A 15,178-nucleotide genomic window follows, 5' to 3' on the forward strand; every position below is an offset into this window, starting at 1 on the left:
GCGCTTTTATTTGGAAGTACGCTCATACCGGATGAATGCAATAAATCTTCGGGATTCCTCCGGCGTCAGCTCCCTGCCGTCAATGGTAAGGACAAACCTCTCCATAAGAGCTTCATCCGATAATTCCAGGTGACTGATAAATTCTTGTACATCGTTATCTATGGGATGGCTGCTGTCGTCGCTTCGGCCCATTAAAAAGTCGATGGTCACTTGAAAAAAATCGGCGAACTTCTGAATGGTTTCGTAATCCGGCTCCCTGCGGTTGTTCTCGTAATGGGAAAGTGCGGATCGGGTGATGCCTACCTTGCCGGCGAGATCTTCCTGCGTCAAGCGTTGGTCGTTGCGCAGTTTAGCAATTCTATGCCCGTATTTCATATGTAATTTCCACCTTCGCTGGTTCGGTTTGTAAGTACCTATTGGTTGGTATACTGTTCGTGAGAAAAGCTGTTCTTTGCTAGGGTTGCGGCAAAAATTAAGAACTTCGACCCAAAAGTCGAAGGAAAGCAGTACAGGGGATTGATGGTTGCCGGACCGTTATAGACAAATCTTTGTTCAGGGTGATATGATTGCTCTGGACAATCAAATACGGATACGAATGAGGTGCGGATAAGGGGAACTTTATCTGCTTAAAAGGGAAGACCGGTGCAATACCGGCACGGACCCGCCACTGTAAGGAGCGCCAATTTTGGCCAGGCAGCCGATAGCTATACCACTGGAACATACGTTCCGGGAAGGGGATCGGCGCTTTTGCTCTAAGTCAGGAGACCTGCCTATTCGAACAACACTGTTAACCTACGCGGATTTAGGGAGGTGTTAGAGATCGGCTTACCTGTTCTTGGAGATGGCACTGTTGTGCCATTTAATTTCATTGTAGGTCCGGGCTGTCAAAGCATTTCTAACACATTCTGTTGGGGATGCTTTTTTTGTTGCTCCAAAAACGTATGAAGGACGACGGACGGAGCGATTGGAAGCGAAGCTAGAGGGAAGGCAACGGGATATATATCCGTAATATATAGGGAAGGACGTGTGCAGCATGGCGGGAAAACTGCTGATCATCGGCTTCGGGCCGGGAAGCTTCGAGCATATAACGAAACGCGCGCGCGAAGCGATCGAGGAAAGTGAGGTTATTATCGGCTATAACACTTACGTGGATTTGATCCGTGGACTGTTGACCGATCAGGAGATTGTACGGACCGGGATGACGGAGGAGGTCAGCAGAGCGCAGGAAGCCGTAAGACAGGCGGAAGCGGGGAAAAAGGTCGCCGTCATCTCCAGCGGGGATGCCGGCGTGTACGGGATGGCCGGTCTAGTGTATGAAGTGCTCATGGAGAAGGGCTGGCGGCGGGAAGGCGGCGTCGAAGTCGAGATTATCCCGGGCATTTCGGCGATCAACTCTTCGGCATCGCTGCTGGGAGCTCCGGTAATGCACGATGCGTGCACGATCAGCTTAAGCGACCATCTGACCCCTTGGGAGCTAATAGCGAGACGGGTCGAGGCGGCGGCGCAGGCGGATTTCGTCATCGCCCTGTACAATCCGCGAAGCGGCAGAAGGACAAGGCAAATCGTCGAGACGCAGCGGATTCTATTGAAGTACCGTTCGGCCGAGACGCCGGTCGGTATCGTGAAGAGCGCTTATCGCGACAGGCAGCATGTGGTTCTGACGAACCTGCGCGATATGCTTGACCACGATATCGGCATGCTGACGACGGTCATTATCGGAAATGCATCGACGACGGTCTACGACGGCTTGATGATTACTCCGCGCGGGTACCAGCGCAAATATACGCTGGGAGCGGAGGTACAGCCGCTTAAGCCTCACCAGCGGCTGCAGGAGGCGGCAGAGCCTTGGGCGCTGCGCCAGTGGGAAGCCGGCGACGATGAGGACGATTGGGACGAAGAGGAGCCGGACGGTTTCGCGCCGAGCGCAGTGCGTGAAGCAGACCATGGTGGAGCGGCGGCAGCGGCGAGCGCGGTGCGCGAGGCAGAGCGAGGCGGAGCGGCGATTGCGGCGAGCGCGGTGCGTGAAGCAGAGCGAGGCGGAGCGGTGATAGCGGCGAGCGCGGTGCGTGAGGCAGAGCGAGGGGGAGCGGCGATAGCGCCGAGCGCGGTGCGTGAAGCAGAGCGAGGCGGAGCGGTGATAGCGACAAGCGCGGTGCGAGAGGCAGAGCGAGGCGGAGCGGCGAGCCCGCTGTCGCTGGCGATGGAGGCGCTGCGGCTGTCGGACCGCAGCCGTGGCGTAGAGACGGCGGACAGCTATAGCGCGCCGCCGGCCGGGGTGCTGTTCCGCCAGCAGTCGATCTTTGAGCTGGCGGTTAGTCCCGGCGTAGCCGAGAAGAAATTTACGGCACGGCAGATGCTGGCCTTGGCCGATGTCGTAGGCGACAACGGGACGATGGAATATACGCCTCATCATCAAATGATTGTTCGCGTTCCTACGGACAATCCGGACGAAATTACTTCGAAGCTCCGGCAGGAGGGCTTTCTTTTGTCGCCGATTGGCGATGTGGCGCAGGTGAAGGCTTGCGATTTTTGCAACGGTGAAAAGGGCGACGCCATTCCATACGCCGAGGAGCTGAACAAGCGGCTTGGCGGCATGAAGGTGCCGAAGGAGCTGCGGATCGGCTTGAACGGCTGCGGCATGGCATGCTACGGAGCCGTTCAGGAGGATATCGGCATCGTGTATCGCAAGGAGAAGTTCGACTTGTTCCTGGGCGGTAAAACGATTGGGCGCAACGCCCATTCGGGCCAGCCGGTAGCCGAAGGGATCGAGCCTGAACGGCTTATTGAAACTATAGAGAACATTGTGGCGCGTTACATAACCAATGGACATCCGAACGAGAGGTTCCATAAGTTTTTCAAACGGGTGAAGGAAATCGAAGGCTACAGGCATCAGGATATGCCTGCTTTTACAATAGAAAATGCGGTTTGCGGTGATTAAAGAAAAGCGATTGTTCATGGGAGGTTATATAGATGAATGCAGTATTGTTTGTAGGCCACGGCAGTAAGGATGCAGAGGGCAACGAGGAGGTCCGCGAGTTTGTCCGTACGATTGCGGCCGAGCTGGAGCAGCCGTTGGTGGAGACCTGTTTTCTCGAATTCGAATCGCCTACCATTGCGCAGGGCATCGAAAGCTGTGTGAGGAAAGGGGCGACGGAGGTTGCTGTTGTTCCTATTACGTTATTTTCCGCAGGACATGCCAAAATTCATATTCCGGCCGCCATTGACGAGGCCAAGGAGAAATATCCTTCGGTTCGTTTCAAATACGGCAGACCGATCGGAGTTCACGAGCAGGTGCTGGACATTCTCGCCTCTAGGCTGGAAACGGCCGGAGCAGCCAACGGACTGGAGCCGACGACAGGTACTGAGCTGGAGCCGGAACTCGAGCATACCGCCGTCCTTGTCGTCGGACGGGGCAGCAGCGATGCCGACGCGAACAGCGATTTGTTCAAGATTTCGCGTCTATTCTGGGAAAAGATGAAGGTGAAGTGGGTCGAGACGGCCTTTATCGGCGTTACCGCCCCGCTTGTGGATGAGGGAATCGAGCGGTGCTTGAAGCTGGGCGCGCGCAGAGTCGTAATATTGCCCTATTTCCTGTTTACGGGCGTACTGATCAAACGGATGGAGCAAATGCTCGAGCAATTCAAGGAAAAATATCCTGAGCATCAATTTGTGCTGGCCGATTATTTCGGGTTTCATCCGAATTTGCGCCACATCCTGCGCGAACGAGCGCTGGAGGCCGTGCAGGGCGAAACGAAAATGAACTGCGATATGTGCCAATACCGGTTGGCTGCGATGGAGCATATCGACCATCACCACCACCATGACCACGACCACCATCATGGACATGATCACCACCATCACGACCACGACCATCATCACCATGATCACGATCATCATCATGGACATGATGATCACGACCATGACCACAATCACCATCATGATCATGATCACCACCACCATGACCATGATCATCATCACGGACATGATCATGACCACGGGCACCACGATCATGGCCATGACGATCATAAGCATGAGCGCGTGGCGGTGCCTACGGACGATAAAGCAGCGACGTCATCTTAATCGGGGGAGGAACGACTATGATTCTCTTAATGGCTGGAACGAGCGACGCGCGCGAGCTGGCGCTGCACATACGTCAGGCGGGATATCCTCTCCTGACGACGGTAGTAACGGACAGCGCCGCCAAATCGATGGACGAGGCGGGTCTGCCCGTATTGACCGGGCGTCTGACCGCAGACGAGCTGGTTGAGTTGGTTCGCGAGCGAGGCATTCGAACGATTGTGGACGCCACGCATCCATTTGCGGAGGAAGCGTCTAAGAATGCGATTGCGGCCGCTCAGGAGGCGGAAGTGCCGTATATCCGCTTCGAGCGGGACCGGATCGCCATCGAGACGCATCCGCTCGTTACCTTTGCGGATGACTACGAGCAGGCGGCGGATATTGCCGCCGAGCGCAAAGGAGTGATCATGCTGACTACGGGCAGCAAGACGCTTCATATTTTTGCCCGCAAGCTGTTGGGGCTCGCGGATACGACCTTGGTGGCGCGGATGCTGCCCCGCAAGGACAACATGGAGAAGTGCGAGGAGCTAGGTCTGGAGCAGAAGCATATCGTGGCGATGCAGGGTCCTTTTTCCAAGGAGCTGAACAAGGCTTTATATCAGCATTACCATGTCACGCTGATGATCACGAAGGAAAGCGGCAAGGTCGGAGCGGTGGACGAGAAGCTGGAATCGGCGCTGGAGATGGGAATCGAGACGATAGTCATCGGCAGGCCGAGCATTGAATATGGAACGTATTTCGGTGATTTTGCAGGCGTAATCGGCAAATTAAACGAACTTTTGCAGGAGGCGTAAACAATGGATTTCAAAACGGATTTCAAACCGCTGACGGTTCAGCCGCAAGAGATTGAGGAACAAAGCTTTCGTATGATCACTGAGGAGCTAGGAGAGCATCCTTTTACCGAAGAGCAGTATTCGGTCGTGCAGAGGGTTATTCACGCATCGGCGGATTTTGAATTGGGACGCAGCATGCTGTTCCATAAGGACGCAATCAGAGCAGGAATCGAAGCGATTCGCGCCGGCAAAACGATCGTAGCCGACGTGCAAATGGTGCAGGTCGGGATCAGCAAACCGCGGATCGCCAAGTTCGGCGGCGACGTGAGAGTGTACATCTCCGACCCTGACGTAATGGAAGAGGCGAAGCGCTTGAATACGACGCGCGCGATCATCTCGATCCGCAAGGCGATCCGTGAAGCGGACGGCGGTATTTTCGCGATCGGCAACGCACCGACGGCACTGTTGGAGCTGATCCGCCTTGTGAAGGAGGGCGAAGCGAAGCCGGGTCTGGTGATCGGCGTTCCGGTAGGCTTCGTGTCGGCGGCAGAGTCTAAAGAGGAGCTGGCGAAGCTCGATATCCCGTTCATTACGAACATCGGGCGCAAAGGCGGCAGTCCTGTGGCGGTAGCTTCGGTGAACGCGTTATCGCTTATGGCGGAGCGTCTCGGGTAAGGAGACCGGACCATGGCGATGGACAAGAGCAGCGGTAAGGAAGACAAGCCGCTAAGGCACGGCTACACGACGGGATCCTGTGCAACCGCAACGGCCAAGGCGGCGCTCACGGCGCTGATTATGCAGGAAGCGCAGATGGAGGCAACGATCAAGCTGCCGATCGGCGAAGTCGTCACGTTCGCGATCGTACGGTGTGATTTTACGGCGGAGCGGGCGGAGGCGGAGACGATCAAGGACGGAGGCGACGATCCGGACGCGACCCACGGGGCGAGAATTATCGCCGAGGTGTCGTGGCGGACGGAGCCCGGGATCGAGCTCGACGGCGGCGTCGGCGTCGGCAGGGTAACCAAGCCCGGCCTCCCGGTTCCGGTGGGCGAGGCGGCGATCAACCCGGTTCCGCGCAAAATGATCCGGGAAGCGGTCGATTCCGTGTTGAATCAGTACGAGATTCAGCGCGGGGTCAAAGTCGTTATTTCCGTGCCGGACGGAGAGGAAATAGCGAAGAAGACGCTGAACGGACGGCTCGGCATTGTCGGCGGCATATCTATTTTGGGCACTAGGGGCACGGTGGTGCCCTTTTCCACTGCCGCCTATAAGGCGAGCGTCGCGCAAGCGATCCGGGTTGCCGTCCAATGCGGCTGCAAGCATATTGTGTTGTCGACCGGCGGCCGGACGGAGAAATACGGAATAGACATGTACCCGGAGCTGCCGGAGGAAGCTTTTGTCGAGATGGGAGATTTCATCGGCTTTGCATTGACGCAGTGCAAGAAGCAAGGGGTCACAAGAGTAACCTTAATAGGGATGATGGGAAAGTTTTCCAAAGTGGCTCAAGGCGTCATGATGGTGCATTCCAAAAGCGCTCCGGTGGATTTCGGCTTTCTGTCGCGAGTGGCGGAGGAGGCCGGTGCGACACAGGAGCAGGCTGCAGCCATACTGGATGCCAATACGGCGGCGCTGGTCGGCGATTGGATGGCGGAATGGGGCTACGGCGGATTTTTCGAGCGTCTGAGCGCCTACTGCTGCGATGCCGGATGGAAGGAAGTCCAGGGCGGCATGGATATCGAGACCGTCATCATTTCGATGAAGGGAAATTTACTGGGCAGCGCGCGAATCGGTCGGGAGTAGGGCGAATTTAGTTCCGGTAGCAGCACGATTTGTACGCTGAACGGTAACGGGGGGAGAACAAAGTGAATCAGCAGCTGACACAAACGCAAAAGCGGATGGACAGGCCGAAGGTCATTGGAATCGGCGATAACGGCCGTCAGAGCTTGCTTCCGCAATATGCGAAATGGATAACGGAGAGCGACGTGCTGGTCGGGGGTGAAAGACAGCTCCAATGGTTTCCGGATTACCCCGGAGAGACGATAGCGATCAAAGGCGGATTGTCAGAGCTCGCGGCCCGGTTGCAGACGGAGGCGGAGCTGGGGCGCAAGGTCGTAGTTCTCGCTTCCGGGGATCCGCTGTTTTATGGGATCGGAGGCTATTTGTCCTCCAGGCTGGACGTAGAAATTTACCCGAATATGAGCTCGGTGCAGCTGGCTTTTGCCCGGATGGGCCAGAGCTGGCAGGATGCCTATATTACAAGCGTTCACGGACGCAGCATGAAAGGATTAGCGCAGCGGATCGACGGGAAAGTGAAAGTGGCGCTGCTGACCGATGAGATGAATAGTCCGCGGGCGATTGCCGATTATTTGCTGTCGTTCGGTATGACCGAATACCGCGCCTTCGTTGCGGAGCATTTGGACGGGCCTCAGGAGCGATGCGGCTGGTACGAGCTGCAGGAGCTGGCCGCGAACGATTTTGCCCCATTAAACGTAGTCATTCTTACGGCGTCCAAGGAAGCGGTAAAGGAGAAGCAGCGGTCGCTCGGGATCGAGGACGACCAGTTCATCCAACGCAAGCCGGACAAAGGCCTGATTACGAAAAAAGAAATCCGCGTCCTAAGCCTGGCGCAGCTCGGCCTGCAGCAGGACAGCATCGTATGGGACATCGGCACGTGCACGGGGTCCGTCGCTATCGAAGCGGCGCGAATCGCGCGATATGGCGAAGTATACGCGATCGAGAAGAACGAGGCGGATTTGCAAAATTGCCTGGACAATATGCGCCGCTTCCGCACCGATCTGACGGCCGTTCAAGGACGCGCTCCGCAAGGGCTGGAGTCATTCCCGGACCCGGATGCCGTGTTCATCGGAGGAAGCGGCGGCGAGATGAGAGAGCTGCTGCACGTTTGCTGCACAAGACTTCGTCCGGGCGGACGCATCGTGCTGAACGCGGCGACGATCGAGAACTTGTACGAGGCTAACAAGGCTTTTGCCGATGAAGGCATGGCGACGAGCATTACGCTGGCGCAAATTGCGCGCAGCAAGCCGATTCTGGACTTAACGAGATTCGAGGGACTGAATCCGATTTATATCATTACGGCCAAGCATAAAGAGCCCGGCGGGGCGGAGGCGAAGGAGGCGAACGCGAATGAGTAAGCTAGGTACATTATATGGATTGGGAGTCGGTCCGGGAGACCCCGAGCTGATAACGGTCAAGGCGTTCCGGATTTTGAAGGAGTCGCCGGTCATAGCCTATCCGCGCAAGAAGATGGGCGCCAAAAGCTATGCCCTTACGATAACCGAGCTGTATGTGAATACGGAAGAAAAAACGATGATCGGCCTGACGTTCCCGATGACAAGAGACCGCGAAGCGCTGGAAATGCAGTGGAGCAAGACGGTAAGCACCGTATACGAGCATCTGGAGCAGGGGAAGGATGTCGCCTTCGTAACCGAAGGAGATCCGATGATCTACAGCACCTTCATTCACCTGATGAGGCTGATGATGGAGCGCCATCCGGAGGTGGAAATCCGCTCGATTCCAGGCATTTCCTCCATCAACGCATCGGCGTCCCGTCTTGGGATTCCGCTTGCGGACGGCGATGAGCAGATCGCCATCGTGCCGGCGACGGACGACTATGACACGATGCGCACGGCTATTGAAAATCATGACTGCATCGTATTTATCAAAGTTGCCAAGGTCATCGATCTGATGATTATGGTGCTGCGCGACCTGGGGCTTGTCGACAAAGCGGCTGTACTGACCAAAGTGACGTCCTCGGAGGAAATGATTTGGCGCGACATTACTGAGCTGCAAGGAAAAGGACTCGAATATTTAACGTTAATGGTGGTGAGAAAATAATGAAAATATATATTGTTGGCGCCGGTCCGGGCGATCCGGATTTGATTACGGTAAAAGGGCTCCGCATCCTTCAGGAGGCGGATGTCGTGCTGTATACCGACTCCTTGGTTAACGAGGAGCTGATTGCCAAGGCCAAACCGGATGCCGAAGTGCTGAAAAGCGCGGGCATGGACCTGGACGAAATGGTGGCCGTTATGGCGGACCGGGTGAAGCAGGGGAAAATGGTGGCGCGCGTCCATACGGGCGACCCTGCCGTATTTGGAGCCATTATGGAGCAAATAGCGCTGCTGAAAAAAGAAGGCATCGGCTACGAAATCATTCCCGGCGTGAGCTCGGTGTTTGCTTCGGCCGCGGCTCTTGGGGCGGAGCTGACCATTCCGGAGCTGACCCAGACGCTCATCCTGACCCGGGCGGAGGGCAGAACGCCGGTTCCTGAGCTGGAGAAGCTGAAGGATCTGGCGGCGCATCACTGCACCATTGCGCTCTTCTTAAGCGCGACGCTGACGAGGAAGGTCGTCGAGGAGCTGAGAAGCGCAGGCTGGAGCGAAGATACGCCGGTGGCGGTCGTACAGCGCGCGACGTGGCCGGATCAGCTTATTGTCCGCACTACGCTTGCTAACCTTGAGCAGGATATGCGCAGCAACGGCATCCGTTCCCATGCGATGATTTTGGCGGGCTGGGCGCTGGACCCGACGATTCACGACAAGGACGAGTATCGCTCGAAGCTGTACGATAAAGAATTCACCCACCGGTTCCGCAGAGGGGTGAAGCCATGATCACCTTGCGCGAGGGCGAAATTCCCGCCATTCGGCAGCACGGCGATTATGCAATTGTGGCCATTACGAAGCATGGCGTAGAGATGGCGCGCAAGCTGCACGGCTCGTTCAGCCATTCGGATCTGTACTATATGTCCAAATTCGAGCGCGGCGACGAGGAAGCCCGTGGCATCCAAATGTTCGAAGGCAGCGTCAGACTGCTGTTTCCGGCTTTATTTCCCGCATATAAGGGACTTATCATCATTATTTCGCTGGGTGCGGTCATACGGATGATCGCGCCGCTGCTGGAGGATAAAAAGAAAGACCCCGGCGTCGTAGTGATCGACGACCGCGGGGAGCATGTAATCAGCGTGCTGTCCGGCCATCTGGGCGGGGCGAACGAGCTGACGCGCGAGGTAGCCGCGGCAATGGGCGCGCGGCCCGTTATTACTACGGCGTCGGACGTGCAGGGCACGATCGCCGTCGATTTGTTCGGCCGCCGCTTCGGCTGGGAGTGGGAGTCCGACGAGCTGCTGACGCCTATCAGCGCGTCCGTCGTGAACGAGGAGCAGGTGGCGGTCGTGCAGGAGTCCGGCGAGCCGGGCTGGTGGCTGTACGATACGCCGCTGCCGGCGAACATCCGTACTTACGGCTCGGTGGCCGATGCGCTGGCTGCGAAGCCGCAGGCGGCGCTTGTTGTTACACACCGCATCCTCCGTCCGGAGGAGGAGGCGATTCTCGCCAACGGCGTGCTGTACCGCCCGAAGGCGATTGCCCTTGGAATCGGCTGCAACCGCGGCACGGCAGCCGAGGAGATCGAGGCGGTGATCGCGGAGACGCTCGCCGAGCTGCAATTCTCGGTGCGCAGCGTCAAGGCGGTGTGCACCATCGATTTGAAGAAGGACGAGGAGGGGCTCCTCGCCGTCGTGCAAAAGCATGGCTGGGCGTTCGTCACCTATACGCCCGCGGAGCTGAACACGGTGGCCATAGAGGACCCGTCGGACACTGTGTTCAAGTTCACCGGCGCTTACGCGGTCAGCGAGCCGGCGGCCAAGCTCTACTCCGGCGCGCAGCAGCTCGCGCTCGTGAAGAAAAAATCCGGGAACGTGACGATATCCGTAGCCGTCATCCCGTTCCCGCTGGAAGGAAGCGGTGCTGCCGATGCCGCACGCTGAGCGCAAAATCGTCATCGCCGGAACCGGCAGCGGCGTAGGCAAAACGACAATGACCATCGGGCTGATGGCCGCCCTGCAGCGGCTTGGCCGCACGGTGCAGGGGTTCAAGTGCGGCCCCGATTACATTGACCCCACGTACCATACGGCGGTTACGGGCCGTATATCCCGCAATCTCGACAGCTATATGCTGTCTCACGATACGGTCAAGGACATTTACGCGCGCGCGACCCGCAGCGCGGATATAGCCGTTATCGAAGGCGTTATGGGCTTCTATGACGGCAAAAACCCGAAAACCAACGAAGGCAGCACAGCCGAAATCAGCATGCTGCTGGAGGCGCCTGTGCTTCTCGTGGTGAACTGCCAGAGCATGGCGCGCAGCGCCGCTGCGATCGTCAAGGGGTTCCAGCTGCTGGAGCCCCGAGTCAACATCGTAGGCGTCATCGCCAACAAGGTCGGCAGCGAGGGCCATTACAAGCTCGTCCGCGAGGCGATCGAGCAGGAATGCGCTATCCCCGTTGTCGGCTATATGAAACGGGAAGATCATATCGAGATGCCGGAGCGTCATCTCGGTCTTGTACCGTCCATCGAGCGGGGCGAGCTGCAGCCGTTCTTCGACAAGCTGGCCGAGCTGGTGGCGGCTACGGTCGATGTGGAGCGGATCTGGGAGCTGGCCCAGTCTCCGGCCGTGCCGGTCACGGAAGAGACTGCAGCGCGCTCGATCTTCCGCAAGCAGGCTCCGGAAGGCGACGCCTGCGTACGTATCGCCGTGGCGAAGGATGCGGCGTTCAACTTCTACTATCAGGAGAACTTCGAGCTGTTGGAGGCGTACGGAGCGGAATGCGTCTTCTTCTCGCCATTGGCCGGAGAGAAGCTGCCTGAGGGAATGCACGGCCTTTATTTGGGCGGCGGCTTCCCTGAGGAGTTCGCCGAGCTTCTTGCGGCGGACGAAGCTGTGAAACAATCGATACGCCGCGCTGTAGAGCACGGCATGCCGACGCTGGCGGAATGCGGAGGCTTCATGTATTTGACCGAAGCGATCGAGGACACGGCCGGCGGCCGGTATCCGATGCTCGGCTTGATTCCGGGCGGCGTCAAAATGCAGAAAAAGCTGGCCGCCTTAGGTTATCGCGACATTACCGGCGCGGAAGGGAACTTCCTGCTCGGACCCGGCGACAAAGCCAAGGGGCACGAGTTTCATTATTCGACATTCCAGCCTGCGGAGAACGCGCTTATTCGCAGCGCATACGAAACCAAAGGCATGCGGGGAATGAAACAGGAGGGTTACTTAAATGAAAGTGGCACGCTTGTAGCAGGCTATACCCATATTCATTTCGCCTCCGAGCCGGAGATCGCACAAAAATGGGTGGAGCTGTGCGTGGACTATAAACGGAGAGGAGACATGTGAGGATGTCTGTCATCAAACTGTTGGAGCAGCGGAGAGCTGTACGCAATGTAAAGCCTGTAGAGGTCGAAGACGAAAAAATCCACACCTTATTGTCGGCGGCTACTTTGGCGCCGAACGATAGGCTGCGTGAGCCATGGCACTTTTATGTCATTCGAGGGGAAGCGAAGCAGCGCTACGAAGCGCTTGCTCTGGCTTACCTGGAGGAAAGGTTCCCGACCAAGCCGAATCTGGTTCAGGAATCACTGAAGGTGCTGACAGCGACGCCGCTCGTCATCGTCGTCACGGCGGATATCATACCGGGAGATGAAGCCTCATCCAAAGATAATGAGTACGCAGCAGCCTGCGCTATTCATTCGATGTGGCTGACCGCAGCCGAGCTTGGGCTTGGCCTGGTGTGGCGCACACGGGGGATCGGTCTCGTTCACGATGAGCGGATGCACCGATTCATCGGGGCGCCGGAGAACAAAAAAGTGATCGGAACGGTGTTCGTCGGCTATCCGGTTGATGAATCTGTACCGGCGACGGCAAGAACGCCGCATTCCGACAAAACAACCTGGATTTAAAAGCGGCACAGCCGTTTCGATAGAAGGGGTTACTCAATTACAGACGTTTCATCAGCGGCATCCGGCTGCTTGGTGGAACGTCTTTTTGCCTTTTGTCACCCGATTTTTGGAATTGATATGGAATTGGAGTAGGATTTTGCACCATAGAATCCAAATTCTGCTATTTATATCACATAATCATGTTATATATTTTGAAAATAATGTGTTTGTTTGGTGAATTTTGCTGAGAGGTACAATGAAATTTTTCAAATAAGAGAATAAATATGCCGACAAAACCCTGTATATAAGCCGAATATAGCTAATCTAACATTAATGATATAAATACTAACTAAATTATGTTAGGTTTATTGACAAATGTGCGGGTTATCCATTAAAATACGTTCATAACCTAAAAACAGACAGAAAAGAAGGGAGGTCTTTTGACATGCGGCTGCTGCTTCTGAAGCATTTTGACTTTGATGATCCGTTTTGTATTGCTTCATGGGCGGCGGAGAAGGGATATGACATCACCGTGATGTCTCCTCCTGACGGGTTTCGGGCGCCTTCTCTTGATACCTTCGAGCTGCTCGTCATTTTGGGCGGACCGATGAGCGCTTATCACGATGCGGAGCACCCATGGCTGACGGAAGAGAAGTCCTTCATCCGGCAGGCCGTTGAGGAAGGGAAGAAGGTTCTCGGCATTTGTCTCGGAGCCCAGATGCTGTCGGAAGCATTGGGAGGAAGAGTGTACCGCAGCGAACATAAGGAAATCGGCTGGCATCCGGTGAAGCGGCTTAGAATCGAGCACCCTTTGTTCTCAGGGGTTCCGGAGCAATTTTACTCCTTTCACTGGCACGGCGATTGCTTCGATATACCGGAAGGTGCGGTATCCCTTGCTTACTCGGACGCATGTCGGGTCCAGGCATTTGCTTACGGGGAGCAGGTGCTGGGGCTGCAGTTCCATCTGGAGACGACCGCGTCGTGCATGACCACCATGTTAGATCGGTGGCACGATGAACTGGCGGATACTCCTTTTATCCAAAAGGCAGAGCAAATGGTAGGCCAAGCGTATCGAACAGAGCATTCATTTACGATCTTGAAGCAAATACTTAGCAACTATTAAATCCAAATAGACAAGCGGGGTTGGCGAAATGGAAATAGGCGTAAACGGAATATGGACAATGCTGGCGGCAATTTTGGTACTTTTCATGCAATGCGGATTTATTATGCTGGAGGCAGGTTCCACCCGGATGAAAAATGCCGGACACGTGGCCGGTAAAACGATTTTTACCGTAGGGATCGTTTCTCTTGTTTTTTGGGCGGTAGGATATGCGCTCATTTTCGGTTCTCAAGGCGGATCCCTGATAGGCTGGGGAGATTACTTCGGCTTCAATATGATGGAAGTTAAAGAAGGAAGCAGCGTGGCTCCGACAGTAATGTTTATCTTCCAGCTCTCTTTTGCAGCCATCTCGATGTCTGTAGCATGGGGCGGCTTTGCAGAAAGAGCCAAGCTGTCGGCGTACTTGATCTTCGCGGTATTTTTCTCCGCTATCGTGTATCCGGTTATCGCTCACTGGATTTGGGGCGGCGGCTGGCTGGCCGAGCACGGCAAGCAGGACTTTGCAGGCTCTACGGTCGTTCACCTTACAGGGGCAATGGCTGCTCTTGCAGCAACGCTGTTGTTGAAGCCGCGGATCGGCAAGTACAACAAGAACGGTACGCCTAACGATATTCCGGGTCATAACCAAGTGTTCACGACTTTGGGAGTTATGATTTTGTGGATCGGATGGTTCGGCTTCAATGCAGGCAGCACGATTACGGCAGGTGACGGAAGCTTCTTCGGCTTCATCGCAGTTAATACGCAATTGGGTGCTGCCGCTGCAGCGGTTGCCGCTCTGATCGTTTCCTGGATGGTTACAGGGAAAGGCGATGTAGTAACGATGCTGAACGGCGCATTGGCAGGTTTGGTTGCCATCACCGCATCGTGCGCATTCGTAGAGCCTTGGGCGGCTATTGTAATCGGTCTTGTTGCCGGAGTCATCGTATTCGCGAGCATGAGATTTTTCGAAAAGCTGCGCATCGACGATCCGATTTACGCTCTTTCCGCGCATGGTGTAGCGGGCGTGTGGGGCACATTGTCCAACGGATTTTTCGCAACGCCGGAGCTGGTTGAAAAAGTAGGCGTAGGTAAACCGGGTTTGCTGTACGGCGGCGGCTTCGAGCAATTGGGTGTGCAAGCGCTGGGGATCGTTGATTGCGGCGCATTCGCCTTCATCGTTTCTTACATCATTCTATATGTAATGAAAGCGACCATCGGTATTCGCGTAACGGAAGAAGAGGAAATGATCGGTTTGGACTTTAGCGAGCACGGTTCCTACGGGTATCCTGAGCAGCTGAAGAGTCCTGCAGCTCCTCAACCGGGTGTGCTGGTCAAAAATTAAATCGGGCAAAACGGCGGCTTCCTGTCGATAGACAGTGAATCCGTCTTTTTTTGCTGTATTTATATAGTTGAAGCTTCCTGCAAAAGTATCTGATCAGCTTCGACACTAAAGCTCCACTTTGTGGAGATTGTTTTTCACCTATATAAATCTTCTGC

General features: G+C 55.8%; 14 protein-coding genes and 1 riboswitch. Of the genes, 13 read left to right on the plus strand and 1 reads right to left on the minus strand.

Annotated elements, in window-relative coordinates; genetic code table 11:
- Window positions 1–6: 6 nt before the first annotated feature.
- Window positions 7–375, minus strand: coding sequence for a helix-turn-helix domain-containing protein (locus ACFQ88_RS21620; protein ID WP_239632111.1), 369 nt, complete (start codon window positions 373–375; stop codon window positions 7–9).
- Between the two features lie 206 nt (window positions 376–581).
- Window positions 582–787, plus strand: a riboswitch (cobalamin riboswitch).
- A gap of 246 nt (window positions 788–1,033) precedes the next feature.
- On the opposite strand from ACFQ88_RS21620, the gene cobJ reads away from it, so the two are divergent.
- The 13 genes from cobJ (at window position 1,034) to ACFQ88_RS21685 (ending at window position 15,023) form a co-directional block, all read left to right on the plus strand.
- Window positions 1,034–2,938 (plus strand): precorrin-3B C(17)-methyltransferase, encoded by a 1,905-nt coding sequence (cobJ, locus tag ACFQ88_RS21625; protein WP_379456572.1) that lies wholly within the window; start codon window positions 1,034–1,036, stop codon window positions 2,936–2,938.
- A gap of 32 nt (window positions 2,939–2,970) precedes the next feature.
- Window positions 2,971–4,080 (plus strand): sirohydrochlorin chelatase, encoded by a 1,110-nt coding sequence (locus tag ACFQ88_RS21630; protein ID WP_379456574.1) that lies wholly within the window; start codon window positions 2,971–2,973, stop codon window positions 4,078–4,080.
- A gap of 17 nt (window positions 4,081–4,097) precedes the next feature.
- Window positions 4,098–4,871: a precorrin-6A reductase gene (cobK, locus tag ACFQ88_RS21635; protein ID WP_379456576.1), complete on the plus strand. Its 774-nt coding sequence runs from the start codon at window positions 4,098–4,100 to the stop codon at window positions 4,869–4,871.
- Between the two features lie 3 nt (window positions 4,872–4,874).
- Window positions 4,875–5,525 carry a precorrin-8X methylmutase gene (locus tag ACFQ88_RS21640; RefSeq protein WP_379456578.1) on the plus strand — a complete coding sequence of 217 codons (651 nt, stop codon included), beginning with the start codon at window positions 4,875–4,877 and terminating at the stop codon, window positions 5,523–5,525.
- Window positions 5,526–5,543: 18 nt separating this feature from the next.
- Window positions 5,544–6,650, plus strand: a complete 1,107-nt coding sequence (locus tag ACFQ88_RS21645) for a cobalt-precorrin-5B (C(1))-methyltransferase (protein WP_379456842.1) — start codon at window positions 5,544–5,546, stop codon at window positions 6,648–6,650.
- A 95-nt stretch (window positions 6,651–6,745) separates the two neighbouring features.
- Window positions 6,746–8,002 (plus strand): precorrin-6y C5,15-methyltransferase (decarboxylating) subunit CbiE, encoded by a 1,257-nt coding sequence (gene cbiE / locus ACFQ88_RS21650; RefSeq protein ID WP_379456844.1) that lies wholly within the window; start codon window positions 6,746–6,748, stop codon window positions 8,000–8,002.
- On the plus strand, window positions 7,995–8,705 hold the full coding sequence (cobI, locus tag ACFQ88_RS21655; RefSeq protein WP_379456580.1) for a precorrin-2 C(20)-methyltransferase: 711 nt from the start codon (window positions 7,995–7,997) through the stop codon (window positions 8,703–8,705). Before cbiE ends, cobI begins: the two co-directional genes overlap by 8 nt.
- Complete coding sequence (gene cobM / locus ACFQ88_RS21660) at window positions 8,705–9,481, plus strand: precorrin-4 C(11)-methyltransferase (protein WP_239632129.1); 777 nt, start codon at window positions 8,705–8,707, stop codon at window positions 9,479–9,481. Before cobI ends, cobM begins: the two co-directional genes overlap by 1 nt.
- Entirely contained in the window at window positions 9,478–10,635 is a 1,158-nt protein-coding gene (locus tag ACFQ88_RS21665; RefSeq protein ID WP_379456582.1) for a cobalt-precorrin 5A hydrolase, read from the plus strand. Before cobM ends, ACFQ88_RS21665 begins: the two co-directional genes overlap by 4 nt.
- Window positions 10,622–12,040: a cobyrinic acid a,c-diamide synthase CobB gene (locus tag ACFQ88_RS21670; RefSeq protein WP_379456584.1), complete on the plus strand. Its 1,419-nt coding sequence runs from the start codon at window positions 10,622–10,624 to the stop codon at window positions 12,038–12,040. Before ACFQ88_RS21665 ends, ACFQ88_RS21670 begins: the two co-directional genes overlap by 14 nt.
- A gap of 2 nt (window positions 12,041–12,042) precedes the next feature.
- Window positions 12,043–12,603 carry a nitroreductase family protein gene (locus tag ACFQ88_RS21675; RefSeq protein WP_379456586.1) on the plus strand — a complete coding sequence of 187 codons (561 nt, stop codon included), beginning with the start codon at window positions 12,043–12,045 and terminating at the stop codon, window positions 12,601–12,603.
- 424 nt (window positions 12,604–13,027) lie between these two features.
- A complete protein-coding gene (locus ACFQ88_RS21680) occupies window positions 13,028–13,705 on the plus strand; it encodes a type 1 glutamine amidotransferase (RefSeq protein WP_239632135.1) in 678 nt (225 codons plus the stop codon).
- A gap of 28 nt (window positions 13,706–13,733) precedes the next feature.
- A complete protein-coding gene (locus ACFQ88_RS21685; protein ID WP_379456588.1) occupies window positions 13,734–15,023 on the plus strand; it encodes an ammonium transporter in 1,290 nt (429 codons plus the stop codon).
- Window positions 15,024–15,178 lie beyond the last annotated feature (155 nt).

This window comes from Paenibacillus sp. NPDC056579 (assembly GCF_042793215.1).
In the GTDB taxonomy this organism is placed as follows: domain Bacteria; phylum Bacillota; class Bacilli; order Paenibacillales; family NBRC-103111; genus Paenibacillus_S.

Coding starts and splice junctions, on each gene's coding strand:
- ACFQ88_RS21645 (WP_379456842.1), top strand. CDS start 5,544: ATGGACAAGAGCAGCGGTAAGGAAGACAAGCCGCTAAGGCACGGCTAC.
- cobJ (WP_379456572.1), top strand. CDS start 1,034: ATGGCGGGAAAACTGCTGATCATCGGCTTCGGGCCGGGAAGCTTCGAG.
- ACFQ88_RS21675 (WP_379456586.1), top strand. CDS start 12,043: ATGTCTGTCATCAAACTGTTGGAGCAGCGGAGAGCTGTACGCAATGTA.
- cobK (WP_379456576.1), top strand. CDS start 4,098: ATGATTCTCTTAATGGCTGGAACGAGCGACGCGCGCGAGCTGGCGCTG.
- ACFQ88_RS21620 (WP_239632111.1), bottom strand. CDS start 375: ATGAAATACGGGCATAGAATTGCTAAACTGCGCAACGACCAACGCTTG.
- ACFQ88_RS21685 (WP_379456588.1), top strand. CDS start 13,734: ATGGAAATAGGCGTAAACGGAATATGGACAATGCTGGCGGCAATTTTG.
- cobI (WP_379456580.1), top strand. CDS start 7,995: ATGAGTAAGCTAGGTACATTATATGGATTGGGAGTCGGTCCGGGAGAC.
- cobM (WP_239632129.1), top strand. CDS start 8,705: ATGAAAATATATATTGTTGGCGCCGGTCCGGGCGATCCGGATTTGATT.
- ACFQ88_RS21670 (WP_379456584.1), top strand. CDS start 10,622: ATGCCGCACGCTGAGCGCAAAATCGTCATCGCCGGAACCGGCAGCGGC.
- ACFQ88_RS21680 (WP_239632135.1), top strand. CDS start 13,028: ATGCGGCTGCTGCTTCTGAAGCATTTTGACTTTGATGATCCGTTTTGT.
- ACFQ88_RS21665 (WP_379456582.1), top strand. CDS start 9,478: ATGATCACCTTGCGCGAGGGCGAAATTCCCGCCATTCGGCAGCACGGC.
- ACFQ88_RS21640 (WP_379456578.1), top strand. CDS start 4,875: ATGGATTTCAAAACGGATTTCAAACCGCTGACGGTTCAGCCGCAAGAG.
- cbiE (WP_379456844.1), top strand. CDS start 6,746: ATGGACAGGCCGAAGGTCATTGGAATCGGCGATAACGGCCGTCAGAGC.
- ACFQ88_RS21630 (WP_379456574.1), top strand. CDS start 2,971: ATGAATGCAGTATTGTTTGTAGGCCACGGCAGTAAGGATGCAGAGGGC.